This window comes from Pseudomonas sp. Pseusp88 (genome assembly GCF_047303955.1).
Taxonomy (GTDB): domain Bacteria; phylum Pseudomonadota; class Gammaproteobacteria; order Pseudomonadales; family Pseudomonadaceae; genus Aquipseudomonas.
In genome coordinates, this window is record NZ_JBGLYM010000016.1 from 68,700 (window position 1) to 94,312 (window position 25,613).

General features: G+C 60.8%; 22 protein-coding genes. 20 read left to right on the top strand and 2 right to left on the bottom strand.

From position 1 onward, the window contains the following. Positions 1–263 precede the first annotated feature (263 nt). From mraZ to lpxC, 16 genes are all read left to right on the top strand, one after another. Positions 264–719 carry a division/cell wall cluster transcriptional repressor MraZ gene (mraZ, locus tag ACCD02_RS19605; RefSeq protein WP_259098363.1) on the top strand — a complete coding sequence of 152 codons (456 nt, stop codon included), beginning with the start codon at positions 264–266 and terminating at the stop codon, positions 717–719. Further along, positions 716–1,663: a 16S rRNA (cytosine(1402)-N(4))-methyltransferase RsmH gene (gene rsmH / locus ACCD02_RS19610; protein ID WP_413305285.1), complete on the top strand. Its 948-nt coding sequence runs from the start codon at positions 716–718 to the stop codon at positions 1,661–1,663. Before mraZ ends, rsmH begins: the two co-directional genes overlap by 4 nt. Then, complete coding sequence (gene ftsL, locus ACCD02_RS19615; RefSeq protein WP_413305288.1) at positions 1,660–1,953, top strand: cell division protein FtsL; 294 nt, start codon at positions 1,660–1,662, stop codon at positions 1,951–1,953. The genes rsmH and ftsL overlap by 4 nt, the downstream gene beginning before the upstream one ends. Continuing rightward, complete coding sequence (locus ACCD02_RS19620) at positions 1,953–3,689, top strand: peptidoglycan D,D-transpeptidase FtsI family protein (RefSeq protein WP_413305432.1); 1,737 nt, start codon at positions 1,953–1,955, stop codon at positions 3,687–3,689. The genes ftsL and ACCD02_RS19620 overlap by 1 nt, the downstream gene beginning before the upstream one ends. After that, positions 3,689–5,152, top strand: a complete 1,464-nt coding sequence (locus tag ACCD02_RS19625) for a UDP-N-acetylmuramoyl-L-alanyl-D-glutamate--2,6-diaminopimelate ligase (protein WP_413305290.1) — start codon at positions 3,689–3,691, stop codon at positions 5,150–5,152. Before ACCD02_RS19620 ends, ACCD02_RS19625 begins: the two co-directional genes overlap by 1 nt. Continuing rightward, positions 5,145–6,515 carry a UDP-N-acetylmuramoyl-tripeptide--D-alanyl-D-alanine ligase gene (locus tag ACCD02_RS19630; RefSeq protein ID WP_413305292.1) on the top strand — a complete coding sequence of 457 codons (1,371 nt, stop codon included), beginning with the start codon at positions 5,145–5,147 and terminating at the stop codon, positions 6,513–6,515. Before ACCD02_RS19625 ends, ACCD02_RS19630 begins: the two co-directional genes overlap by 8 nt. After that, entirely contained in the window at positions 6,515–7,597 is a 1,083-nt protein-coding gene (mraY, locus tag ACCD02_RS19635; RefSeq protein ID WP_413305295.1) for a phospho-N-acetylmuramoyl-pentapeptide-transferase, read from the top strand. Before ACCD02_RS19630 ends, mraY begins: the two co-directional genes overlap by 1 nt. A 5-nt stretch (positions 7,598–7,602) precedes the next feature. After that, positions 7,603–8,949, top strand: coding sequence for a UDP-N-acetylmuramoyl-L-alanine--D-glutamate ligase (gene murD, locus ACCD02_RS19640; protein WP_413305297.1), 1,347 nt, complete (start codon positions 7,603–7,605; stop codon positions 8,947–8,949). Beyond that, entirely contained in the window at positions 8,949–10,160 is a 1,212-nt protein-coding gene (gene ftsW / locus ACCD02_RS19645; RefSeq protein ID WP_413305435.1) for a putative lipid II flippase FtsW, read from the top strand. Before murD ends, ftsW begins: the two co-directional genes overlap by 1 nt. Next, positions 10,150–11,220 (top strand): undecaprenyldiphospho-muramoylpentapeptide beta-N-acetylglucosaminyltransferase, encoded by a 1,071-nt coding sequence (gene murG / locus ACCD02_RS19650; RefSeq protein WP_413305300.1) that lies wholly within the window; start codon positions 10,150–10,152, stop codon positions 11,218–11,220. Before ftsW ends, murG begins: the two co-directional genes overlap by 11 nt. Beyond that, positions 11,213–12,673: a UDP-N-acetylmuramate--L-alanine ligase gene (murC, locus tag ACCD02_RS19655; protein ID WP_413305303.1), complete on the top strand. Its 1,461-nt coding sequence runs from the start codon at positions 11,213–11,215 to the stop codon at positions 12,671–12,673. Before murG ends, murC begins: the two co-directional genes overlap by 8 nt. After that, a complete protein-coding gene (locus tag ACCD02_RS19660) occupies positions 12,670–13,629 on the top strand; it encodes a D-alanine--D-alanine ligase (protein ID WP_413305306.1) in 960 nt (319 codons plus the stop codon). Before murC ends, ACCD02_RS19660 begins: the two co-directional genes overlap by 4 nt. Positions 13,630–13,631: 2 nt before the next feature. Beyond that, the gene (locus tag ACCD02_RS19665; RefSeq protein ID WP_413305308.1) at positions 13,632–14,498 is read left to right on the top strand and encodes a cell division protein FtsQ/DivIB; all 867 of its coding nucleotides are present in this window, start codon (positions 13,632–13,634) and stop codon (positions 14,496–14,498) included. Between the two features lie 14 nt (positions 14,499–14,512). After that, entirely contained in the window at positions 14,513–15,775 is a 1,263-nt protein-coding gene (gene ftsA, locus ACCD02_RS19670) for a cell division protein FtsA (protein WP_413305311.1), read from the top strand. Between the two features lie 75 nt (positions 15,776–15,850). Beyond that, the gene (gene ftsZ / locus ACCD02_RS19675; RefSeq protein WP_413305313.1) at positions 15,851–17,038 is read left to right on the top strand and encodes a cell division protein FtsZ; all 1,188 of its coding nucleotides are present in this window, start codon (positions 15,851–15,853) and stop codon (positions 17,036–17,038) included. A 112-nt stretch (positions 17,039–17,150) separates the two neighbouring features. Then, entirely contained in the window at positions 17,151–18,062 is a 912-nt protein-coding gene (gene lpxC, locus ACCD02_RS19680; protein WP_259098385.1) for a UDP-3-O-acyl-N-acetylglucosamine deacetylase, read from the top strand. Between the two features lie 191 nt (positions 18,063–18,253). On the opposite strand, the gene ACCD02_RS19685 is transcribed toward lpxC, so the two are convergent. Further along, complete coding sequence (locus ACCD02_RS19685) at positions 18,254–18,709, bottom strand: DUF721 domain-containing protein (RefSeq protein ID WP_413305315.1); 456 nt, start codon at positions 18,707–18,709, stop codon at positions 18,254–18,256. Positions 18,710–19,015: 306 nt separating this feature from the next. Here ACCD02_RS19685 and secA point away from each other — a divergent pair, with 306 nt between their 5' ends. From secA to ACCD02_RS19705, 4 genes are all read left to right on the top strand, one after another. Beyond that, a complete protein-coding gene (gene secA, locus ACCD02_RS19690) occupies positions 19,016–21,757 on the top strand; it encodes a preprotein translocase subunit SecA (protein ID WP_413305318.1) in 2,742 nt (913 codons plus the stop codon). Positions 21,758–21,870: 113 nt separating this feature from the next. Further along, positions 21,871–23,088 (top strand): bifunctional glutamate N-acetyltransferase/amino-acid acetyltransferase ArgJ, encoded by a 1,218-nt coding sequence (gene argJ, locus ACCD02_RS19695; protein ID WP_413305321.1) that lies wholly within the window; start codon positions 21,871–21,873, stop codon positions 23,086–23,088. A gap of 195 nt (positions 23,089–23,283) precedes the next feature. Beyond that, positions 23,284–23,910, top strand: coding sequence for a glutathione S-transferase family protein (locus ACCD02_RS19700; protein ID WP_413305323.1), 627 nt, complete (start codon positions 23,284–23,286; stop codon positions 23,908–23,910). A 2-nt stretch (positions 23,911–23,912) separates the two neighbouring features. Beyond that, positions 23,913–24,857 (top strand): Nudix family hydrolase, encoded by a 945-nt coding sequence (locus ACCD02_RS19705; RefSeq protein WP_413305326.1) that lies wholly within the window; start codon positions 23,913–23,915, stop codon positions 24,855–24,857. Positions 24,858–25,030: 173 nt separating this feature from the next. On the opposite strand, the gene ACCD02_RS19710 is transcribed toward ACCD02_RS19705, so the two are convergent. Further along, positions 25,031–25,606 carry a cob(I)yrinic acid a,c-diamide adenosyltransferase gene (locus ACCD02_RS19710; RefSeq protein WP_413305329.1) on the bottom strand — a complete coding sequence of 192 codons (576 nt, stop codon included), beginning with the start codon at positions 25,604–25,606 and terminating at the stop codon, positions 25,031–25,033. Between the last annotated feature and the right edge of the window lie 7 nt (positions 25,607–25,613).

Sequence of the window (25,613 nt, forward strand, 5' to 3'; positions counted from 1 at the left end):
ATTCCGAAAAAATCTTATATGTGACAAATCACTTTAACTTCGACACGTAGCTTTTTGAGCTGTCGCAAGTTTATCTGGAAAAACCTCGCCCAAATTCTCTTCCGTCATCCGAAACCGCTCCTAAATCTCCGTTCTGTAAGGGTTTTCCTTAGGACGGCGCCTTGACGGTGTGGTGGACGCATTCCTATAGTGTGCGCAAGTGGCAGAAAGTGGCATGAAGTGGGTTTTTTCAGCGCAAATAGTTAGAATTCGGAGAATGCGCCGTGTTTCGTGGTGCCAACGCAATCAATCTCGACGCCAAGGGACGTCTCGCCATGCCGAGCCGGTACCGCGACGAGTTGGATTCGCGTAGTGGTGGCCAGTTGATAGTAACTATTGACGCTGTAGACCCCTGTTTATGCCTTTACCCGCTTTCCGAGTGGGAACTGATCGAAGCCAAATTGCGCGAATTGGCAACTTTTCGCGAAGAGAACCGCCGCTTGCAGCGACTGTTGATCGGCAATGCCGTCGACCTGGAGCTGGATGGCAGCGGTCGTTTTGTTGTTCCTCCGCGTTTGCGCGACTACGCCAAGCTGGACAAGCGCGTGATGCTGGTTGGGCAACTGAACAAGTTTCAATTGTGGGACGAGGACGCCTGGAACGCTCTTGCTGATGCGGATCTTGCGGCCATTCAAAAACCTGGCGCGATGCCTGATGAACTGCGTGATCTGATTCTGTGACTATAAATAGCGGCTTTACCCACATCACCGTATTGCTCGACGAGGCTGTAGAGGCTCTCGCGGTGCGTTCTGGTGGCTGCTATCTGGATGGCACATTCGGGCGTGGCGGGCACAGCCGGTTGATACTCCAGCATCTGGGCCCTGATGGCAGGTTGCTAGGGTTCGACAAGGATCCTCAAGCGATTGCCACCGGGCAAGCGCTAGCGGCCGAAGACGGCCGCTTTGTCATTGTGCAGCGCACCTTTGCCGAGCTGGGTTCCGAGCTGCAAAGCCGCGGTCTTGAGGGCAAGGTCAGTGGCATCCTGCTGGACTTGGGCGTGTCGTCGCCGCAACTGGACGACCCCGAGCGCGGCTTCAGCTTCATGAACGACGGCCCCCTGGATATGCGCATGGACCCGAGTCGGGGCATGAGTGCCGCCGAGTTCATCGCCACCGCACCCGTGGAAGAAATAGCCCGGGTCTTCAAGGAATACGGTGAAGAGCGTTATGCCCGGCGCATGGCCGGTGCCGTCGTGGCGCGCCGTGAAGTGCAGCCTTTCGAGCGCACTGGCGATCTGGCGGAAGTGCTCAAGGTCGCCAACCCTGCCTGGGAAAAGGGCAAGAACCCGGCGACCCGTGCGTTCCAGGGCCTGCGTATTCACGTCAACAACGAACTGGGCGATCTGGAAGCCGGTCTTGAAGCGGCCCTTGAAGCCCTGGAAATTGGTGGTCGTCTGGTGGTTATCAGCTTCCACTCGCTGGAAGACCGCATCGTCAAACTGTTCATGCGCAAGCTGGTCAAGGGTGAGGCAGACAATATGCCGCGCAACCTGCCGATCCAGCACAAGGCGTTCGAACCGAAAATTCGTCTGATCGGCAAGGCGCAGTTCGCCTCCGATGAAGAGACCCGTGCCAATCCGCGTTCGCGCAGCGCGGTCATGCGTGTGGCGGAGAAGCTCCGATGAGTCGGCTGTTTCTGAAGCCTTTGCCCACCGGCAGTTTCATTATGCTGCTGTTGTTCATTGCCGTTCTGGTGTCGGCAATCGCTGTTTCCTACAGCGCTCACTGGAACCGGCAACTGCTTAACTCCCTCTATTCCGAACTCAGCGTGCGCGACAAGGCGCAGGCCGAGTGGGGCCGGCTGATTCTCGAGCAGAGCACCTGGACCGCCCACAGCCGTATCGAGCAACTCGCCACTGATCAGTTGAAGATGCGTATCCCCAATGCGGCCGATATCAGGATGGTCGCACCATGATGAAGCTGGAAGGGGCACTCTACCCGTGGCGCTTTCGCGTCGTGGTGGGTCTGCTCACCATCATGGTTGCCGCGATTTCCTGGCGGATCATCGATCTGCAGGTCGTCGACCACACCTTCCTCAAGGAACAGGGTGACGCGCGCAGCGTGCGGCACATTCCCATTCCGGCACACCGTGGCCTGATCACCGACCGCAACGGCGAGCCTCTGGCCGTCAGTACGCCGGTGACTACGCTGTGGGCCAACCCCAAAGAAATGCAGGTGGACAAGTCCAAGTGGCCGGCCCTCGCTGCCGCTCTGGGCCAGGACCTGAAAAGCCTGACCGAGCGCCTGGACAGTCAGGCCAACAAGGAATTCATCTATCTGGTCCGTGGCCTGACCCCGGAGCAGGGCCAGTCGGTCGTTGATCTGAAAGTCCCCGGCGTCTACGCCATCGAAGAGTTCCGTCGCTTCTATCCGGCCGGTGATGTGACCGCCCATATGGTCGGTTTCACCGACCTGGATGACCACGGCCGCGAAGGCGTCGAGCTTGCCTACGATGACTGGCTGGCCGGCGTCCCCGGTCGACGACAGGTTATCAAGGACCGAAAGGGACGCCTTATCAAGGATGTCCAGGTCACCAAAAACGCCAAGGCCGGGAAGACCTTGGCTTTGTCTATTGATCTACGCCTGCAATATCTGGCTACTCGCGAATTACGCAACGCCATCCTCGAGAATGATGCCAAGGCGGGAAGTCTGGTGATCATGGATGTGAAGACCGGTGAAGTCCTGGCGATGGTCAACCAGCCAACCTACAACCCGAACAATCGGCGCACCATGGTCCCGGCGGCCATGCGTAACCGCGCGATCATCGATGTGTTCGAGCCCGGTTCGACCATGAAGCCGATCTCCATGACCGCCGCGCTGGACAGCGGCCGCTGGAAGCCAAGCGACAAGGTCGAGGTCTACCCAGGTACCCTGCAGATCGGCAAATACACCATCCGTGACGTGACCAAGACCGAAGGTCCTGTTCTCGATCTGACCGGCATCCTGATCAACTCCAGTAACGTGGGGATGAGCAAGGTGGCCTTTGATGTGGGTGGTGAGGCGATTTTCCGTGCCATGCAGCGCGTTGGCCTGGGGCAGTACACCGGTCTGGGTTTCCCCGGCGAGCGCGTGGGCAACCTGCCGAACTACCGCGAATGGCGCAAGGCGGAAACCGCGACCCTGTCCTACGGCTACGGTTTGTCGGTAACGGCTCTGCAACTGGTGCACGCCTATGCGGCGCTGGCCAACAATGGCCGTATCGTGCCGTTGACCATTCTCAAGTCCGACGCCCCGCCAACGGCTGTGCAGGCGATTCCGGAAGCAACCGCCAAGACCTTGCAGGGCATGTTGCAGCAGGTGATCGAAGATCCGCGCGGCGTGTATCGCGCCCGTGTGCCGTCGTATCACGTTGCCGGCAAGAGTGGTACCGCGCGTAAGACGTCGGTGGGCACCAAGGGGTATGAAGAGAACGCCTACCGCTCGCTGTTCGCCGGTTTCGGGCCTATGAGCAACCCGCGCTACGCCGTCGTGGTGGTGATCGATGAGCCGAGCAAAGGCGGTTACTTCGGTGGTCTGGTTTCTGCCCCGGTGTTTAGCAAAGTGATGTCGGGCACCCTGCGCCTGATGAACGTTACCCCGGACAACCTGACAGCACAGCCGCAGGAAACGGCCAATGCAGTGCCGGTTCCTGTCAAAGGAGGACGTGGCTGATGTCTCTTAATTTGAATACGCTGTTTCCCCATGCCGAGCGCGATCTGTTGATTCGCGAGCTGGCACTCGACAGCCGCAAGGTGCGCGCCGGTGATCTGTTCCTGGCGATCCCTGGCGGCAAGGTCGATGGTCGCGATCATATCTCCGATGCCCTGAGCCGCGGCGCTGCCGCTGTGGCCTATGAGGCGGCGGGGGCGACTGTGCTGCCGATCACGGATGTGCCATTGATTCCGGTGAGAAATCTGGCGGCCCAACTGTCCGCCGTGGCCGGGCGTTTCTATGGCGACCCGAGCCGCAGCCTCAATCTGGTCGGCGTGACCGGCACCAATGGCAAGACCAGCGTCACCCAGCTGGTTGCCCAGGCTCTGGAGCTGCTTGGCCAGCGTTGCGGTTTGCTCGGCACTTTGGGCAGCGGTTTCCATGGCGCCCTGCAAAGCGGCATGTTGACCACTCCGGACGCCATTTCGGTACAGGCCACGCTTTCTGAATTGAAGAAAGCCGGTGCCCGCGCCGTGGCAATGGAAGTGTCGTCCCATGGTCTGGATCAGGGCCGTGTCGCGGCCCTGGCCTTCGATGTGGCGGTGCTGACCAACCTGTCCCGGGATCATCTGGATTACCACGGCACCATGCAGGCCTATGGCGACGCCAAGGCAAAGCTGTTCGCCTGGCCGAATCTGGCCTGCCGGGTGATCAACCTTGATGATGAGTTCGGTCGCCGCCTGGCTGACGAAGAGCATGAATCGCGGCTTATCACTTACAGCCTGCTGGACCCTGCGGCTTCTCTTTATTGCCGCGATGCGCAGTTCGACGATGACGGCGTGCGCGCCACGCTGGTGACCCGTCATGGCGAGCATTTCTTGCGCAGCACGCTGCTTGGTCGTTTCAACCTGAGCAACGTGCTGGCTGCGGTCGGCGCCTTGTTGGGGATGGATTACGCCCTCGATGAAATTCTTGCGGTATTGCCGAAGCTGGAGGGCCCTGCGGGCCGTATTCAGCGTCTGGGCGGCGGTGCGCAGCCACTGGTCGTGGTCGATTACGCCCACACCCCTGATGCCCTGGAAAAAGTTCTCGAAGCATTGCGTCCCCATGCCAAGGGCCAGCTGTTGTGCCTGTTCGGCTGTGGTGGCGACCGTGATCGCGGCAAGCGTCCGTTGATGGCCGAAGTCGCCGAGCGTCTGGCCGATGGCGTGTTGGTCACCGACGACAACCCACGCAGTGAAGTGCCTGCGGCGATTTTCGACGATATCCGTCCTGGCTTCCTCAATGCCGAAAAAGTCCGTTTTGTCCAAGGCCGTGGCCAGGCCATCGCCGAGCTGATCGCCGCTGCCAGTGCGGGCGATGTGCTGGTATTGGCAGGCAAGGGTCACGAGGACTATCAGGAGATCAACGGCGAGCGCCATGCCTTCTCCGATCTTGAAGAAGCGGCCAAGGCCCTGGCTACATGGGAGGTGGCTCATGCTTAAGCCATTGTTCCTGCACGAACTGATCACCCCTCTGGATGCACGCCTGATCGGCGACGATTGCAGTTTCGACAGCGTCAGCATCGACAGCCGCTCGATCAAACCGGGCCAGCTGTTCGTGGCTCTGACCGGTCCGCGTTTCGATGGTCATGATTATCTGGAGCAGGTAAGCGACAGTGGCGCTGTTGCGGCCCTGGTCGAGCGTGAGATACCTGACGCGCCGCTGCCACAACTGGTGGTGCTGGACACACGCAAGGCTCTGGCCCAGATGGGTGCCCTGAGTCGCAATGCCTTTATTGACCGGCCAGTGGCGGCGGTCACCGGTTCCAGTGGCAAGACCACGGTCAAGGAGATGCTCGCCAGCATCCTGCGCACCCGCGGTCCGGTCCTGGCCACCCGAGGCAACCTCAATAATGAGTTGGGCGTGCCGCTGACGCTGCTCGACCTGAACACTGACTATGCCGCCGCCGTGATCGAACTGGGCGCCTCGCGAGTCGGTGAAATCGCTTTCACTGTCAGCCTGACCCAGCCTCACGTTGCGATCATCACCAATGCCGGGACCGCCCATGTCGGCGAGTTTGGCGGCCCGGACAAGATTGTCGAGGCCAAGGGCGAGATCATCGAAGGGCTCACTGCCACCGGCACCGCCGTGCTCAACCTGGACGACAAGGCCTTCCCGATCTGGAAAGCCCGTGCAGGCAACCGGCCATTGCTGAGTTTCTCTCTGGACAACCCGGCGGCCGACCTGCACGCCAGCGATCTGCATCTGGATCCGCGTGGCTGCCCGGCCTTTACCCTGCACAGCCCTGAAGGCTCGGCAGCGGTACAGCTGAATCTGCTCGGCACCCACAACGTGACCAATGCCATGGCTGCCGCTGCTGCTGCCACCGCATTGGGCGTCAGCCTGAGCGGGATCGTCGAAGGCCTGAACAATGTGCAGCCAGTCAAGGGCCGTACCGTGGCTCAGCTATCCAGCAAAGGGTTGCGGGTCATCGATGACACCTATAACGCCAATCCGACGTCAGTGAACGCCGCCGTCGATATTCTCACCGGTTTTGCCGGGCGTACCGTGCTGGTGCTGGGTGATATCGGTGAGCTGGGCGATTGGGCAGAGCAGGGGCATCACGATGTGGGTGCCTACGCAGCCGGCAAGGTCTCGGCGCTGTACGCCGTTGGTCCGTTGATGGTTCACGCCGTGCGCGCCTTCGGCGAGCATGCGCGCCATTTTGCCAATCAAGCCGACCTGATCGCTGCCCTGGACGCCGAACGGGATCCACAAACAACCATTCTGATCAAGGGTTCGCGCAGCGCTGCGATGGAAAACGTCGTTGCCGCCTTGTGCGCTACCAGCCTGGAGAAACATTAATGCTGCTGCTGTTGGCCGAGTTTTTACAACAGTTCTATAAAGGCTTCGCGGTCTTTCAATACCTGACCCTGCGCGGGATTCTCGGCGTGCTTACGGCATTGTCGCTGTCGCTTTGCCTGGGGCCATGGATGATCCGCGCCTTGCAGAATAAGCAGATCGGTCAATCCGTGCGTAACGACGGGCCGCAGTCTCACTTGTCCAAGTCCGGCACGCCGACCATGGGTGGCGCGCTGATCCTGTCGGCCATCGGCATCAGTACCCTGCTGTGGGCTGATCTGAGCAACCGTTATGTCTGGGTCGTGCTGGCCGTGACCCTGCTGTTCGGCGCCATTGGTTGGGTCGACGACTACCGCAAGGTGATCGAGAAGAACTCCAAGGGGCTGCCGAGCCGCTGGAAATACTTCTGGCAGTCGGTGTTCGGCCTGGCCGCCGCCGTGTTCCTCTATATGACCGCGCAATCGCCGGTGGAAACCACGCTGCTGATCCCGATGCTCAAGGATGTCGGTATTCCCCTGGGCGCGGGTTTCATCGTCCTGACCTATTTCGTCATCGTCGGCTCCAGCAACGCGGTCAACCTGACTGACGGCCTCGACGGCCTGGCCATCATGCCAACGGTCATGGTCGGCGGCGCACTGGGGATCTTCGCCTACCTGTCCGGTAACGTGAAATTCGCCGAGTACCTGCTGATTCCTTATGTACCGGGCGCCGGTGAGCTGATCGTGTTCTGCGGCGCACTGATCGGCGCGGGCCTGGGCTTCCTCTGGTTCAACACCTATCCGGCCCAGGTCTTCATGGGTGACGTTGGTGCCCTGGCCCTGGGCGCTGCACTAGGCACCATCGCCGTGATCGTCCGTCAGGAAATCGTCCTGTTCATCATGGGCGGCGTGTTCGTGATGGAGACCCTGTCAGTCGTGATTCAGGTTGCCTCCTTTAAGCTGACCGGTCGCCGTGTTTTTCGCATGGCGCCCATCCATCACCACTTTGAACTCAAGGGCTGGCCCGAGCCACGCGTGATCGTCCGTTTCTGGATCATCACCGTGATTCTCGTCCTGGTCGGCCTTGCCACGCTGAAGTTGAGGTAGAACGAGTGTCTTTGATCGCGTCTGACCACTTCCGCATCATTGTCGGTCTCGGCAAGAGCGGCATGTCCCTGGTTCGCTTCCTGGCGAACCGGGGCGTGTCGTTTGCCGTGGCCGATACGCGGGAGAATCCGCCGGAGCTGGCGACCTTGCGTCGTGACTATCCGCAGGTGGACGTGCGTTGTGGCGAGCTGGACGTGGAATTCCTCTGCCGCGCCGACGAGTTGTATGTCAGTCCCGGCCTGGCTCTGGCGACGCCGGCCTTGCAGCAAGCGGCAGCGCGGGGCGTGAAAATGTCCGGCGATATCGACCTGTTCGCGCGTAACGCCAAGGCGCCGATCATTGCCATTACCGGCTCTAACGCGAAAAGCACCGTAACCACCCTCGTCGGCGAGATGGCGGCTGCTGCCGGCAAGCGCGTGGCTGTAGGCGGCAACCTGGGCACGCCAGCTCTGGATCTGCTCGACGACGCCGCAGAGCTGTATGTCATGGAGCTGTCCAGCTTCCAGCTGGAAACCACCACTCAGCTCGGTGCTGAAGTGGCCACCGTGCTCAATATCAGCGAAGACCACATGGACCGCTACAGCGGCCTGCCGGCTTATCACCTGGCCAAGCACCGGATTTTCCAGGGCGCGCGGCAAGTGGTGGTCAACCGTCAGGATGCCCTGTCGCGGCCATTGATGACCGAAGGCCAGCCATGCTGGACCTTCGGCCTGAACAAGCCGGACTTCCACGGCTTCGGCCTGCGCGAAGAGAACGGCGAGAAATACCTGGCCTTCCAGTTCGACACCCTGATGCCCGTCAGCGAGCTGAAGATGCGCGGCGCCCACAATCAGGCCAACGCCCTGGCGGCCCTGGCCCTGGGTCATGCCGTGGGACTGCCGATGGATGCCATGCTCGGCAGCCTGCGCGCCTTTACCGGGCTCGAACATCGCTGCCAATGGCTGCGTGAGCGTGAAGGCGTCAGCTACTACAACGATTCCAAAGCCACCAACGTCGGTGCGGCCCTGGCTGCCATCGAAGGTCTGGGGGCCGATATTTCCGGCAAGCTGGTGTTGATCGCCGGTGGCGATGGCAAGGGAGCTGACTTCAGCGGCCTGCGCGCGCCGGTTGCCGCCCATTGCCGCGCCGTGGTCCTGTTGGGTCGTGACGCTGAACGGCTCGCCCAGACCCTGGGTGATGCAGTGCCCCTGATACGCGTGAATAGTCTGGAAGAAGCCGTGCAACGCAGCGCCGAAGTCGCCCAGAGCGGGGACGCCGTGTTGCTGTCGCCTGCCTGCGCCAGCCTGGACATGTTCAAGAATTACGAAGAGCGCGGTCGGTTGTTCGCGCAGGCAGTGGAGGGCTTGGCATGATCCTCGGAGTCATCAAGCCGTATCCGTCGCCGCTGATCAGTGGCCGTGGCATCGATGTCGACTTCCCGATGCTCGCCGGTTGCCTGGCGCTGCTGGGCCTGGGTCTGGTGATGATCACCTCCGCATCGTCGGAAGTGGCCGCCGTGCAATCGGGCAACCCGCTGTACATGATGATCCGTCACCTGATCTATCTGGTGATCGGCCTCGGTGCCTGCGGCGTGACCATGCTGATTCCCGTCGCTACCTGGCAGCGTCTGGGCTGGCTGATGCTCATCGCCGCTTTTGGCCTGCTGTTGATGGTTCTGGTGCCCGGCATCGGCCGTGAGGTCAATGGTTCGATCCGCTGGATCGGCTTTGGTGCGTTTAACGTACAGCCGTCGGAAATCGCCAAGGTGTTCGTGGTGATCTTCCTTGGCGGCTATCTGGTCCGCCGCCAGCAGGAAGTACGCGAGAGCTGGATGGGCTTCTTCAAGCCGTTCATCGTGCTGCTGCCCATGGCCGGTCTGTTGCTGATGGAGCCGGACTTCGGTGCCACCGTTGTAATGATGGGCTCGGCGGCAGCCATGCTGTTCCTTGGCGGTGTCGGCCTGTTCCGCTTCACCCTGATGGTGGTGCTGGCCGTCGGTGCAGTATTCGTCCTGGTACAGGCCCAGCCTTATCGGATGGCGCGTCTGACCACCTTTACCGACCCGTGGGCCGACCAGTTCGGCTCCGGCTACCAACTGACCCAGGCCCTTATCGCGTTCGGTCGCGGCGAGTGGTTCGGCGTGGGCCTCGGTAACAGCGTGCAGAAGCAGTTCTACCTGCCTGAAGCCCACACTGACTTTGTATTCTCCGTGCTGGCCGAGGAGCTGGGTGTGGTCGGCTCCCTGGCCACCGTGGCCCTGTTCGTTTTCGTCAGTATCCGGGGCATGTACATCGGCATGTGGGCCGAGCGCGCCAAACAGTATTTCGCGGCCTATGTCGCCTATGGCCTGTCCTTCCTGTGGATCGGTCAGTTCCTGATCAATATTGGCGTGAACGTCGGCCTGCTGCCGACCAAGGGCCTGACTTTGCCGTTCCTCAGCTACGGCGGCAGTTCCCTGGTGATCTGTTGCGCCAGCCTGGGGTTGTTGCTGCGGATCGAGTGGGAGTCGCGCAACAACATGGGCAGTGAAGAAACCGAGTTCAGCGAAAGTGACTTCGCCGAGGAGCCACCCCATGGACGCTAACGTATTGATCATGGCGGGCGGCACTGGCGGACATGTGTTCCCGGCGCTGGCCTGTGCCCGTGAATTTCAGGCCCGTGGTTACAAGGTGCACTGGCTGGGGACGCCGCGCGGCATCGAAAACGAACTGGTGCCCGGCGCCGGAATCCCCCTGCACCTTATCGACGCCACCGGTTTGCGCGGCAAGGGCAAGCTGTCGCTGTTGAAGGCGCCGTTCATGCTGTTCAAGGCGCTGCAACAGGCGCGCAAGGTCATGCGTGAACTCAAGCCGCAATGTGTCATCGGTTTCGGCGGCTATGTCACCGGCCCCGGCGGCCTGGCGGCGAAGCTGGCGAAGGTGCCATTGGTCATCCACGAGCAGAATGCCGTGGCCGGTACCGCCAACCGTAGTCTGGCTTCGTTTGCCAGCCGCATTTGCGAGGCTTTTCCCAATACCTTCCCGGTCTCGGCGAAGCGCCGTACCACTGGCAACCCGGTGCGTACCGAGCTGTTTTTCGAAACACCCAAGCAAGCCCTGCAAGGTCGCCGCGCGCGCCTGCTGGTACTGGGTGGCAGCCTGGGGGCCGAGCCGTTGAACAAACTGCTGCCTGAAGCCTTGGCCCTGGTCCCTGCGGACCTGCGCCCCGAAGTGTTCCATCAGGCCGGCAAGCAACACGATGGCGTCACCGCCGAGCGTTATCGCGCCGCCGGTGTCGAGGCGCAGGTCGCGCCATTCATCCAGGACATGGCCGAAGCGTATGGCTGGGCCGATCTGGTGGTCTGCCGGGCCGGTGCCCTGACCATCAGCGAACTGGCCGCAGCCGGTCTGCCTTCGTTGCTGATCCCGCTGCCCCATGCGATCGACGACCACCAGTCGCGCAATGCCCAATACCTGGCCCGCGAAGGTGCAGCCTTCGTCATGCCACAAGCGACAACCGGCGCGGCCGAAATGGCGGCGCGCCTGAAAGAGGTTCTGATGCAACCCGAACAACTGAACACCATGGCCCGTACGGCCCGTCGTCTGGCCAAGCCGAACGCCACCAACACTGTCGTCGATACCTGCCTGGAGGTGGTCCATGGTTGAGAATCAACGCGCAATGCCACAGCCGGAAATGCGCCGTATCCGTCGCATCCACTTCGTCGGTATCGGCGGCGTGGGCATGTGCGGGATCGCTGAAGTATTGCTGAACCTGGGTTATGAGGTGTCCGGCTCTGACCTCAAGGCTTCGCCGGTGACCGAGCGTCTGCAGTCCTTCGGTGCCCATATCTTTATCGGTCACCAGGCGGAAAACACCGCGGGTGCCGACGTGCTGGTGGTTTCCAGCGCCGTGAATACGTCCAACCCGGAAGTCGCCAGCGCCCTTGAGCGCCGCATTCCCGTAGTGCCGCGCGCCGAAATGCTCGCCGAGCTGATGCGCTATCGCCACGGCATCGCCGTCGCCGGTACCCATGGCAAGACCACCACCACCAGCCTGATCGCTTCGGTGTTCGCTGCTGGAGGCCTGGATCCGACGTTTGTCATCGGTGGCCGTCTCAACGCCGCCGGTACCAACGCGCAGCTGGGTACCAGCCGCTATCTGATCGCCGAGGCCGATGAAAGCGACGCCAGTTTCCTGCACCTGCAGCCGCTGGTGGCCGTTGTCACCAATATTGACGCCGATCATATGGCGACCTACGAAGGCGACTTCAACAAACTGAAGAAAACCTTCGTCGAATTCCTGCATAACCTGCCGTTCTACGGTCTGGCCGTGGTCTGTATCGATGACCCGGTAGTGCGCGACATCATGCCGTCGGTCAAGCGTCCGATCATGACCTACGGTTTCCATGAAAATGCCGACGTGCGCGCCATCAACGTGCGTCAGGAAGGCATGCAGACGTTCTTCACCGTGCTGCGTCGCGACCGCGAGCCACTGGACGTGTCGGTGAACATGCCGGGCAACCACAACGTCCTGAACTCCCTGGCGACCATTTGCATAGCCACCGACGAAGGCATCAGCGATGAAGCCATCGTTCAGGGCCTGTCGGGCTTCCAGGGTGTCGGCCGACGCTTCCAGGTGTACGGCGAACTGCCGGTCGAAGGCGGCCATGTGATGCTGGTCGACGACTACGGTCACCACCCGCGCGAAGTCGCTGCGGTGATCAACGCCGTACGTGGTGGCTGGCCGGATCGTCGTCTGGTGATGGTCTACCAGCCGCACCGTTTCAGTCGTACCCGTGACCTTTACGACGACTTCGTGCAGGTGCTCAACGACGCCAATGTCCTGCTGTTGATGGAAGTCTATCCGGCGGGCGAAGAGCCCATTCCCGGTGCCGACAGCCGCCAGCTGGCCCACAGCATCCGTCAGCGCGGGCAACTGGACCCGATCTACATCGAGCGTGGCGTCGAGCTGGCGCCACTGGTCAAGCCATTGCTGCGGGCCGGCGACATCCTGCTGTGCCAGGGCGCGGGCGACATTGGTGGTCTGGCGCCGAGCCTGCTGCGCAGCCCGCTGTTCGCGGGTGCCGTGGTTGCGCCGACTGAAGGTAAGTTGAAATGAGCAACGCCGTGCAAGCCGCCTTGATCTCGACCCTTGAACCGAAAAGCTTCGGCCGCGTCGCCGTGCTCTTCGGCGGCAAGAGCTCTGAGCGGCCGGTGTCGTTGAAGTCCGGCAAGGCGGTGCTTGAAGCCCTGCTGAGCGCGGGCGTCGAGGCGTTCGGCATTGATGTCGGCGATGACCTGTTGCAGCGTCTGGCCAGCGAGAAAATCGATCGCGCCTTTATCGTGCTGCACGGTCGTGGCGGCGAAGACGGCACCATGCAGGGCCTGCTGGAGTGCCTGGAGATTCCTTATACCGGCAGCGGTGTACTGGCTTCTGCCCTGGCGATGGACAAGCTGCGCACCAAGCAGGTCTGGCAAAGCCTGGGTCTGCCGACGCCGCGTCATGCCGTGCTGGGCAACGTAAATGACTGTATTTCTGCGGTAGCGGAACTGGGCCTGCCTTTGATCGTCAAACCGGCCCATGAAGGTTCCAGTATTGGTATGGCCAAAGTGACCAGCGCCGACGAATTGATCGCCGCATGGAAAGCCGCCAGCACCTATGATTCGCAAGTTCTGGTCGAACAATGGATTCAAGGTCCGGAGTTCACTGTCGCCTCGCTGCGCGACCAGATCCTGCCGCCGATCGGCCTGGGCACTCCGCACACATTCTACGACTACGACGCCAAGTACCTGGCCTCCGATACTCAGTACCGGATGCCCTGCGGGCTGTCCGTGGAAAAGGAACAGGAACTCATGGACCTGACCGCGCGGGCCTGCGACGCCGTCGGCATTGCCGGCTGGGGCCGCACCGACGTGATGCAGGACGCCGACGGTAAATTCTGGCTGCTGGAAGTGAATACCGTTCCCGGCATGACCGATCACAGTCTGGTTCCCATGGCCGCACGTGCCGTCGGGCTGGATTTCCAGCAACTGGTGTTGGCGATTCTGGCCGACAGTGTTGAGGCGCGAGGTTAAGCATGCACGGCGCGTCGGCTCGTCAACAGCAACCCGCTCCCGGCCGCAAGCCGGTGCCGCGTGGTGCCAGTCGCATGGTGGCCAAGGAGCCACTGTCGGCGCGCATGCCCAAGCCGAGTTTCGGGTTCCTCAAGGGCCTGTTCTGGCCGGTTATGCTGGTGGCGCTGGGCTTTGGTGCCTATGAGGCGGCGCAACGGCTGTTGCCCTATGCCGACCGGCCGATCACCAGGATCAACGTGCAGGGCGATTTGAGTTACATCAGCCAGCAGGCTGTGCAGCAACGTATTGCGCCCTATGTGGCGGCGAGTTTTTTTACCATCGACCTGACCAGCATGCGTACCGAGCTGGAAACCATGCCCTGGATCGCCCATGCCGAAGTGCGTCGCGTGTGGCCCGACCAGGTGGTGATCCGGCTTGAAGAACAACTGCCGGTGGCCCGCTGGGGCGATGGCGCCCTGCTCAACAACCAGGGCCAGGCGTTTGCGCCGCGGGAGTTGGCCAACTACGAGCATCTGCCGCAGTTGTTCGGCCCGCAGCGTGCGCAACAGCAGGTGATGCAGCAGTACCAGGTACTGAGCCAGATGCTGCGTCCGCTGGGCTTCTCGATCGCGCGCCTGGAATTGCGCGAGCGCGGCAGCTGGTTTCTGACCACCGGTGCTGGCAGTTCAGGCCCGGGTATCGAGTTGTTGCTGGGACGAGATCATCTCGTCGAGAAAATGCGCCGTTTTATCGCGATATACGAAAAGACGCTCAAGGAACAGATTACGAATATTGCCCGCATCGACCTGCGTTATTCCAACGGCCTTGCTGTCGGATGGCGTGAGCAGGCAGCGGCTACGACGGACAAACCCGCCGTCGCGAAGAATTGACAAGAGGCAGGACCATGGCAAACGTGCAAAGCGGCAAAATGATCGTCGGACTTGATATCGGTACCTCCAAGGTGGTGGCGCTGGTAGGCGAGGTCGCGGCCGATGGCACGGTGGAAATCGTCGGTATCGGTACGCATCCATCCCGTGGCTTGAAGAAGGGCGTGGTGGTGAACATCGAATCCACCGTGCAATCGATCCAGCGCGCCGTCGAAGAAGCGCAGCTGATGGCCGGTTGCCGGATCCACTCGGCGTTCGTCGGTGTGGCGGGCAACCATATCCGTAGCCTGAATTCCCACGGCATCGTCGCCATCCGCGACCGTGAAGTCAGCGCTGCGGACCTGGAGCGGGTACTCGACGCGGCCCAGGCCGTGGCGATTCCAGCCGATCAGCGCGTGCTGCACACGCTGCCCCAGGACTACGTGATCGACAACCAGGAAGGCGTCCGCGAGCCACTGGGCATGTCGGGCGTGCGTCTGGAAGCCAAGGTCCACGTGGTGACCTGCGCGGTGAACGCTGCGCAGAACATCGAAAAATGCGTGCGCCGCTGCGGCCTGGAAATCGACGACATCATTCTCGAACAACTGGCTTCAGCCTACTCGGTGCTGACCGATGACGAGAAAGAGCTGGGCGTGTGCCTGGTGGACATCGGTGGCGGCACCACCGACATCGCGATCTTCACCGAAGGCGCCATTCGCCACACGGCGGTGATCCCGATTGCCGGTGACCAGGTCACCAATGACATCGCCATGGCCCTGCGTACGCCGACCCAGTACGCCGAAGAAATCAAGATCCGTTACGCCTGCGCCCTGGCCAAGCTGGCCGGTGCCGGTGAAACCATCAAGGTGCCGAGTGTCGGCGACCGTCCGCCGCGCGAGCTGTCGCGTCAGGCCCTGGCCGAGGTGGTCGAGCCGCGTTATGACGAGCTGTTCACCCTGATCCAGGCTGAACTGCGTCGCAGCGGCTACGAAGACCTGATTCCGGCGGGCATCGTGCTGACCGGTGGCACTTCGAAAATGGAAGGCGCGGTCGAACTGGCCGAAGAGATTTTCCATATGCCGGTACGCCTCGGCGTGCCGCACAGCGTCAAGGGGCTCGCCGATGTGGTGCGCAACCCGATCTATTCCACAGGTGTCGGCCTGTTGCTGTACGGGCTGCAAAAGCAGTCTGACGGTATTTCCCTGTCCGGCATGAGTCATCACAACAGCGGCGGCTACAGCGATGAGCCCAAGGCGCCGGTGCTGGAACGACTCAAGCGTTGGGTCCAGGGCAACTTCTGATTCAGTTTCAAAGCTTCAAAAGTGGTAGCGGCAGGTAGTAGGCGAAACAACCAGAAAAATGAAAGGAGAGGGAAAATGTTCGAACTCGTAGACAACGTCCCGCAAAGCCCGGTAATCAAGGTTATCGGCGTGGGTGGTGGCGGCGGCAACGCTGTCAACCACATGGTCAAGAGCAACATCGAAGGCGTGGAATTCATCTGCGCCAACACCGATGCTCAAGCCCTGAAAAACATCGGCGCGCGGACCATTCTGCAGTTGGGTACCGGCGTTACCAAGGGTCTGGGTGCAGGTGCAAACCCGGAAGTCGGCCGTCAGGCTGCCATGGAAGACCGCGAGCGCATTGCAGAAGTCCTGCAAGGCACCAACATGGTCTTCATCACCACGGGCATGGGCGGTGGTACCGGTACCGGTGCAGCGCCGATCATCGCCGAAGTGGCCAAGGAAATGGGCATCCTCACCGTTGCGGTGGTGACCCGTCCGTTCCCGTTCGAAGGTCGCAAGCGCATGCAGATCGCCGACGAAGGCATTCGCCTGCTGTCGGAAAGCGTCGACTCGTTGATCACCATCCCCAACGAGAAGCTGCTGACCATCCTCGGTAAAGACGCAAGCCTGCTGTCGGCTTTCGCCAAGGCTGACGATGTATTGGCCGGTGCCGTTCGCGGTATTTCCGACATCATCAAGCGTCCGGGCATGATCAACGTCGACTTCGCTGACGTACGTACTGTCATGAGCGAAATGGGCATGGCCATGATGGGCACTGGCGCCGCCAGCGGTCCTAACCGTGCACGTGAAGCCACAGAAGCCGCCATCCGCAATCCGTTGCTGGAAGACGTCAACCTGCAGGGCGCACGCGGCATCCTGGTCAACATCACTGCCGGTCCTGACCTGTCTCTGGGTGAGTACTCGGACGTGGGTAGCATCATCGAAGCGTTCGCTTCCGAGCACGCCATGGTCAAGGTCGGTACCGTTATCGATCCGGACATGCGTGACGAGTTGCACGTGACTGTGGTTGCCACCGGCCTGGGCGCGAAAATCGAGAAGCCGATGAAGGTCATCGACAACACCATGCAGACCACGCAAGCCGCGTCGGCCCAGCCTGCTGCTCGTCAGGAAGCCGCTTCGGTCAACTATCGCGATCTGGAGCGTCCTACCGTGATGCGTAACCAGGCTCATGCAGGCGCTACCACGGCTGCGAAGATGAACCCGAACGATGACCTGGACTATCTGGACATCCCAGCTTTCCTGCGTCGTCAGGCCGATTGATGAAATGTATCAGGGGTATTCGGGTGATTGGTGTTCAGCAAAGGCCGGGTCTGCTATTATCGCCAGCCTTTGTTGATACCAGTTCGCAACTTGCGCTGAAGCGGCCCATGCCATGATTAAACAACGCACCCTGAAAAATATTATCCGTGCCACAGGTGTCGGCCTGCACTCGGGGGAAAAGGTTTACCTGACCCTCAAACCTGCACCTGTGAATACCGGCATCGTGTTTTGTCGTGCTGACCTCGACCCCGTGGTGCAAATCCCTGCGCGTGCGGAAAATGTCGGTGACACCACGCTGTCGACCACTCTGGTCAGCGGTGATGTCAAAGTCGACACCGTAGAACACTTGCTCTCGGCCATGGCTGGCCTGGGCATCGATAACGCCTACGTCGAACTCTCTGCCTCCGAAGTTCCAATCATGGATGGCAGCGCGGGACCCTTCGTATTCCTGATTCAATCGGCAGGCCTGGAAGAACAGGACGCGCCGAAGAAATTCATCCGGATCCTGCGGGAAGTGTCAGTGGAAGATGGTGCCAAGCGCGCTACTTTCGTGCCTTTCGAAGGTTTCAAGGTGAGTTTCGAGATCGATTTCGATCACCCTGTTTTCAAGGATCGCACCCAAAGTGCGAGCGTGGATTTTTCCAGCACTTCCTTCGTCAAGGAAGTCAGCCGCGCCCGGACCTTCGGGTTCATGAGTGATATCGAGTACCTGCGCAAGCACAACCTCGCACTCGGCGGCAGTGTGGAAAACGCCATCGTTGTAGACAAGGATGGTGTACTCAACGAAGACGGCCTGCGTTACGAGGACGAATTCGTCAAACACAAGATTCTTGATGCCATCGGCGACCTCTACCTGCTGGGCAACAGCCTGATTGGTGAGTTCCGTGGCTTCAAATCGGGGCATGCACTGAACAATCGTCTGCTGCGAACGTTGATCGAGCAGAAAGACGCCTGGGAAGTCGTGACCTTCGAAGATGCCAGTACGGCACCGATTTCTTACATGCGTCCTGTCGCGGCCGTGTAAGACTGCAAGACCCCTCTTTCCTTTTGTTTTTTAAAGGCTGCCTTCGGGCGGCCTTTTTTTATGCCGATAGTTTCTGGTTGTTTCGGTGGGACCGGCTTTAGCCGGGAAGAGGCCGGTACACCCGATAGATACCCATGGGATTGGGATATCGCCTTCCCGGCTAAAGCCGGCCCCACAACAGGAAAACCGCGCTAGGTTCGGGCCTTGGCATGACTGGCCAATCGCTCCAGCGCCGCACGCAATTTCGGATCGCTGATGCCCTCGGCAGTGGCCTGAATGCTTTCTGCGGCGACGCTGGAAAGATCGATAGTATGACCTGCCGCACCCTGGGGGACCGTCGGTGGTTGTACCTTGAACAGGATGCGGTCCAGATTGATGAATTCGTCGAACGCCTGAAGCTGGCGTAACAGACGCTTCTGCTGATAACGCAGGCGGGTGGCCCAGTGGCCGTTGGTTACAATCAGCAACAAGGTGCCTTCGCGCCACGACGCCACGTGGCAATGCTCGCGGGCAGCAGGTTGCAGCTGACTTTCCACCAGACTCTGCAACTGACCGAGGCGCTGGGCATGACGAAAAATGGCTTTTAGCGGCTTGGCTTCGCGCAGCAGCACGGCGGGCAGACGAGCGGAATGAGGTCGAAAAGCCATGGTGCGGCACCTGGAAAAAGCGGGAGCCCATGTTAGCAGAAAGCCCCTGACCTGCTGATTTCGTGGGTTTCGGGATATTTTATCGGTAAATCAATAACGTGCTTTAACCCTCTGATGGGTTGAAGTCCCAAGAAATGACCCTATTGTAGATCTGCCCCGTTACAGCGCTGTGCCAGCATCGTGGAATAACGCCACTTTCCTCACCATCGTTTCCGGGTAGAATACTCGTTCGCATGCGGCCATGATGGCTGCACGGGCGACTCACGGGGCCGCCCTCCATTCCTATGTGTGGAAGATCCTGTCGATATGTTTGCGCCTTTGTTAAAAAAACTTTTTGGAAGCAAGAACGAGCGTGAAGTCAAACGCATGCTCAAGACGGTACAGATCGTCAATGCCTTCGAAGAGCAAATGGTGGCCCTTTCGGACGAGCAACTGCGCGCCAAGACCGAAGAGTTCAAGGCCCGTATAGCCAAAGGCGAGACCCTCGATAACCTCCTTCCTGAAGCCTTCGCTGTCGCGCGGGAAGCGGGCAAGCGTGTCATGGGCATGCGCCACTTCGACGTCCAGTTGATCGGCGGCATGACCCTGCACGAAGGCATGATCGCGGAAATGCGCACCGGTGAGGGCAAGACCCTGGTGGGTACACTGGCGGTCTACCTCAATGCGCTGTCCGGCAAGGGCGTGCATGTGGTCACAGTCAACGACTACCTGGCTCGTCGTGACGCCAACTGGATGCGCCCGCTGTACGAATTCCTTGGCCTGAGCGTCGGCATCGTCTCGCCGTTCCAGCCGCCCGAGGAGAAGCGTGCCGCCTATGCCTCCGATATCACCTACGGTACCAACAACGAATTCGGTTTCGATTACCTGCGCGACAACATGGCCTTTGCCCTGGATGAAAAATTCCAGCGCGAGCTGAATTTCGCCGTGATCGACGAAGTGGACTCGATCCTTATCGACGAAGCCCGTACGCCTTTGATCATCTCCGGCCAGGCCGAAGACAGTTCCAAGCTGTACACCGAGATCAACCGCCTGATCCCGAAACTCGAGCAGCATATCGAGGAAGTGGAAGGCCAGGTCACCAAGGCCGGTCATTACTCCATCGACGAGAAGTCCCGTCAGGTCGAGCTGAACGAAGCCGGTCACCAGTTCATCGAAGAGATGCTGACCGAAGTCGGCTTGCTGGCTGTTGGTGAAAGCCTGTACTCGGCGCACAACCTGGGCCTGCTGACCCACGTCTATGCCGGTCTGCGTGCGCACAAGCTGTTCCACCGCAACGTTGAATACATCGTCCAGGACGGCCAGGTTCTGCTGGTCGACGAGCACACCGGTCGTACCATGCCGGGCCGTCGTCTGTCCGAAGGCCTGCACCAGGCCATCGAAGCCAAGGAAGGTCTGAATATCCAGGCCGAAAGCCAGACCCTGGCCTCGACCACCTTCCAGAACTACTTCCGCCTGTACAACAAGCTGTCCGGCATGACCGGTACGGCCGATACCGAAGCGTTCGAGTTCCACCAGATCTACAGTCTGGCCGTGATGGTCATCCCGCCGAACAAGCCGCTGGCACGCAAGGACTTCAACGACCTCGTCTATCTGACGGCGGACGAGAAGTACGCCGCCATCGTCACCGACATCAAGGCCTGTCTGGCCGAGAACCGTCCGGTACTGGTCGGTACGGCGACCATCGAGACCTCCGAGCACATGTCGCGCCTGCTCAACAGCGAAGGCATCGAGCATAAGGTTCTCAACGCCAAGTTCCACGAAAAGGAAGCCGAGATCATTGCCCAGGCTGGTCGTCCGGGTGCCCTGACCATCGCTACCAACATGGCCGGTCGCGGTACCGACATCCTGTTGGGCGGTAACTGGGAAGTCGAAGTCGCCAACATGGAAGACCCGACCCCGGAGCAGATCGCCCAGGTCAAGGCCGACTGGCAGAAGCGTCATCAGCAGGTCATCGAAGCCGGCGGCCTGCATGTGATCGCCTCCGAGCGTCACGAATCCCGCCGTATCGACAACCAGCTGCGTGGTCGTGCCGGTCGTCAGGGTGACACCGGTTCCAGCCGTTTCTACCTGTCCCTGGAAGACAGCCTGATGCGCATCTTCGCCTCTGACCGGGTGAAGAACTTCATGAAGGCGCTGGGTATGCAATCCGGCGAGGCGATCGAGCACCGCATGGTGACCAACGCCATCGAAAAGGCGCAGCGCAAGGTTGAAGGCCGCAACTTCGATATTCGTAAGCAACTGCTCGAGTTCGATGACGTTTCCAACGAGCAGCGTAAAGTGATCTACCACATGCGTAACAGCCTGCTGGCTGCGACGAACATTGGTGACACCATTGCCGAGTTCCGCGAAGAAGTCCTCAACAGCCTGATCAGCCAGCACATCCCTGAGCAATCGCTGCCCGAGCAGTGGGATATCCCCGGTCTGGAAGCGGCCATCAGCAGCGACTTCGGCGTGAAGCTGCCGGTCCAGCAATGGCTGGACGAAGACGATCACCTGCACGAAGACACCCTGCGCACCAAACTGCTCGATGAGCTGCTGCTGGCCTACAACGAGAAGGAAGAGCAGGCCAGTGCCGAGGCGCTGCGGACCTTCGAGAAGCAGATCCTGCTGCGCGTTCTGGACGACCTGTGGAAAGACCACCTGTCGACCATGGATCACCTGCGCCACGGTATCCACCTGCGTGGTTATGCCCAGAAGAACCCGAAACAGGAATACAAGCGCGAGTCGTTTACCCTGTTCCAGGAATTGCTGGACTCGATCAAGCGCGACACCATCCGTGTCCTGTCCCACGTTCAGGTTCGTCGCGAAGACCCGGCCGAAGAAGAAGCCCGTCTGCGCCGCGAAGCCGAAGAACTGGCCCAACGCATGCAGTTTGAACATGCCGCAGCGCCAGGCCTGGATCAGCCCGAAGCACTGGTGGCGGAAGAGGGCGAGGATGTTGCCGTCGCCGCAGCGCCGGTTCGCAACGACCAGAAACTGGGTCGCAACGAGCTGTGCTGGTGTGGTTCGGGCAAGAAGTTCAAGCACTGTCACGGTCAGATCAGCTAACGTTCTGACTTGGGTCTGTAGTATCCGCGCCGCGACCGGCTTTGCCGTCGCGGCGTTTTTTCATCGATTGCCGTCACTGGACGGCGCCAGCTGATTCTCAAGGAGCGCACTTCATGGCTGTTGGTCTTGGTCCTTTGCCGACACTGCACCCGGTCCCCGGTTTTGAACTTGGCATCGCTTCGGCGGGCATCAAGCGCCCAGGGCGCAAGGACGTCGTGGTCATGCGCTGTGCCGAAGGCTCAAGCGTGGCCGGGGTCTTCACCCTCAATGCGTTCTGCGCAGCCCCGGTGATTCTGGCCAAGCGACGTGTGCAAGGCCCTGTGCGTTATCTGCTGACCAACACCGGCAATGCCAACGCCGGTACCGGCGAGCCGGGCCTGATCGCCGCGACCCGCACCTGCGCCAAACTGGCCGAGCTGACCGGCGTCGATGCCAGTGCCGTACTGCCTTACTCCACGGGTGTAATCGGCGAGCCACTGCCTGTGGAAAAGATCGAAGGCGCCCTGCAAGCGGCCCTCGACGACCTGTCTGTGGATAACTGGGCGGCTGCGGCTACCGGCATCATGACCACCGATACCCTGCCCAAGGGCGCCAGCCGCCAGTTCCAGCATGACGGCGTGACCGTCACTGTGACCGGCATCAGCAAGGGCGCGGGCATGATCCGCCCGAACATGGCGACCATGCTCGGCTACATCGCCACCGACGCCAAAGTCAGCCAGAGCGTGTTGCAGGACCTGATCCGCGACGGCGCCAACAAGTCGTTCAACCGCATCACCATCGACGGCGACACCTCGACCAACGACTGTTGCATGCTGATCGCCACCGGCCAGGCCAAGCTGCCAGAAGTCACCGAAGCCAAGGGCCCGGTCTTCGAAGCCCTGAAAAAGGCCGTTTTCGAAGTGTGCATGGAAGTGGCCCAGGCCATCGTCCGTGACGGTGAAGGCGCGACCAAGTTCGTCACCGTGGAAGTCAACGGCGGCGCCAACCACCAGGAGTGCCTGGACGTCGGCTACACGGTGGCCCACTCGCCACTGATCAAGACCGCGCTGTTCGCCTCCGACCCGAACTGGGGCCGTATCCTCGCCGCCGTCGGCCGTGCCGGCGTGCCGGATCTGGATGTGAGCAAGATCGACGTGTTCCTTGGCGATGTATGTATCGCCCGTCAGGGTTGCCGTGCCACGACCTACACTGAAGAGCAGGGCTCTGCGGTGATGGCCCGGGAAGAAATCACCATCCGTATCGAACTGGGCCGTGGTGATTGCAGCGAAACCATCTGGACCACCGATCTTTCCCACGAATATGTGAAGATCAACGCGGAATACCGCACGTAAAACCGGCTTGACCGGGTAGAGGCGAATACTGTGGTAGCGATTGTGGGAGCGAATTCATTCGCGAAAGCGGCATTCCAGGCGACAACTGTCTATCGGATGTAATGGCCTCATTCGCGAATGAATTCGCTCCCACAGCACCCCCAACCACAATTGGCTCCCACGATTCCCTCCCATGCTCTCTGGAGAACTGCGAATATGAGCCTGCACCTGTTCATCGGCGACAAACGTTACTCCTCATGGTCCCTGCGTCCGTGGCTGGTGCTGGAAATGCTCGGCACTACTTACACCGAGCAGATCATCCGCCTGAATCAGGTCGATACCGCCGAACGCATTCTCGAACATTCACCCTCGGGCAAGGTCCCGGCGCTCAAGTGCGAACACGGCACCATCGTCGACTCCCTGGCGATCGCCGAATACCTGGCCGAGCGCTTCCCTGACGCTGAACTCTGGCCCAGGGACATCGCGGCTCGTGCCCAGGCGCGTTCGGCGGCAGCGCAGATGCACAGCGGCTTCACCAGCCTGCGCTCGAATATGCCCATGGATCTGCGTCATGACGCCGAGCCTGAGTTCATCTCGGTCAATACCCAGGACGATATCGAGCGGATAATTGCTCTGTGGGCCGAGTGCCGCAAAGCGTCCGCTGACAGCGGACCGTTCCTGTTCGGCAAGCCCGGTATTGTCGACGCGTTCTTTGCTCCAGTGGCTGTGCGCCTGCGCAGCTACCATGTGTCGTTGCCTGCGCAGGCGGCGGCCTATGTTGAAACGATCTACCAGTGGCCGGCCTTCAAGCGCTGGCAACAGGCTGCTCTCGAGGAAGGTTAATTGTGAAACGCGTTCATGTAGCGGCGGCGGTTATTCGCGGTGCCGACGGCAGGATTCTTATCGCCCGCCGCGCCGACACCCAGCATCAGGGCGGTCTCTGGGAGTTTCCCGGCGGCAAGGTCGAGGCGGGTGAAGGCGTCAAGGCGGCACTGGCCCGTGAACTCAAGGAAGAGTTGGGTATTGCGGTCAGCAGTGCCCGACCGCTGATCAAGATCCAGCACGACTACCCGGACAAGCAGGTGTTGCTGGATGTCTGGGAGGTCTCCTCCTTCACCGGCGAGCCCCACGGTGCTGAAGGCCAGCCACTGGCCTGGGTCAGCAACCGCGAACTGACCAACTACGACTTCCCGGCGGCGAATCAACCGATTGTCGCCGCTGCGCGCCTGCCATCCGACTATTTGATCACCCCGGACGATCTGGACAACGGCGAGCTGCTGCGCGGTATTCAGAAAGCTGTTGCCGGTGGCATCAAGCTGATCCAGCTGCGCGCGCCAAACCGCTATGACCCGCAATACCGCGATCTGGCAGTGGATGCCGTCGGCCTGTGTGCTGGCAAGGCACAACTGATGCTCAAAGGCCCGCTGGAGTGGCTGGGTGACTTCCCGGCCGCCGGCTGGCACCTCACTGCCGAGCAGCTGCGCAAATACGCCAGTAAGGGCCGTCCGTTCCCTGAAGAGCGCTGGTTGGCAGCGTCCTGCCATAGCGCCGAAGAACTGAGCCTGGCCGAGCAGATGGGGGTGGATTTCGTCACGCTATCGCCGGTCCAACCGACCCAGACCCATCCCGAGGCAGTGCCATTGGGTTGGGAGCTGGCAAGCGAGCTGATTGCCGGGTTCAGCAAGCCGGTATTTCTGCTGGGCGGTGTCGGCCCGGATGAACGCAGCCGTGCGTGGGATAACGGGGCGCAGGGGGTGGCGGGTATCAGGGCCTTCTGGCCCGGAGAGTAATGATATTTTTTGGGAGTAGTCGTTTGAAAATTGTGGAGAATTCATCCGCGAAGGGGCCAGTACATCCAACACATTGGCGGCGTCCGGAATAAAGCTTTCGCGAATGAATTCGCTCCCACAGTAGCGCGTGAACATAGAATTTCCCACAATGCTCCCACCATAGAAGTCTCTATCTAGGGCTTCTTCGCCGCCTCCCACAATATCTCGGCAATCCCCTGACGCCGTGCAATCAGCCGCGCCGCGACGAATAGCAGGTCGGACAGGCGATTGATATAGGCCAGCCCCACCTCGCCCAACGGTTCGACGGCATTGAGCTGCTGACACCGCCTTTCGGCGCCCCGGGCCAGGCTGCGGCAGACGTGAGCCTGGGCGATCAGGCTTGAGCCGCCGGGCAGGATGAAGTTTTCCAGCGGCCCGAGTTCTTCGTTCCACAGATCGATAGCCGCTTCCAGACGCTCGACCTCGGCTTGATTCAGTGCCTGATAGGTCGGCATCGCCAGCTCACCGCCGAGATCGAACAAGCGGTGCTGGCAAGGTTCCAGGACCGTGATCAGCTCACGCAGTCCCGGCAGGGCTTGAGCCTGTTCCGCGAGCCCGGCTAACAACAGACCCAACTGACTGTTGAGCGTATCGACTTCGCCAATGGCCTCGACCCGCGGATGGTCCTTGGCCACCCGGCGACCGTCGCCGAGACCGGTTTCGCCTTTGTCTCCGGTACGTGTGTAAATCTTCGACAAGCGAAAACCCATGTAGCCG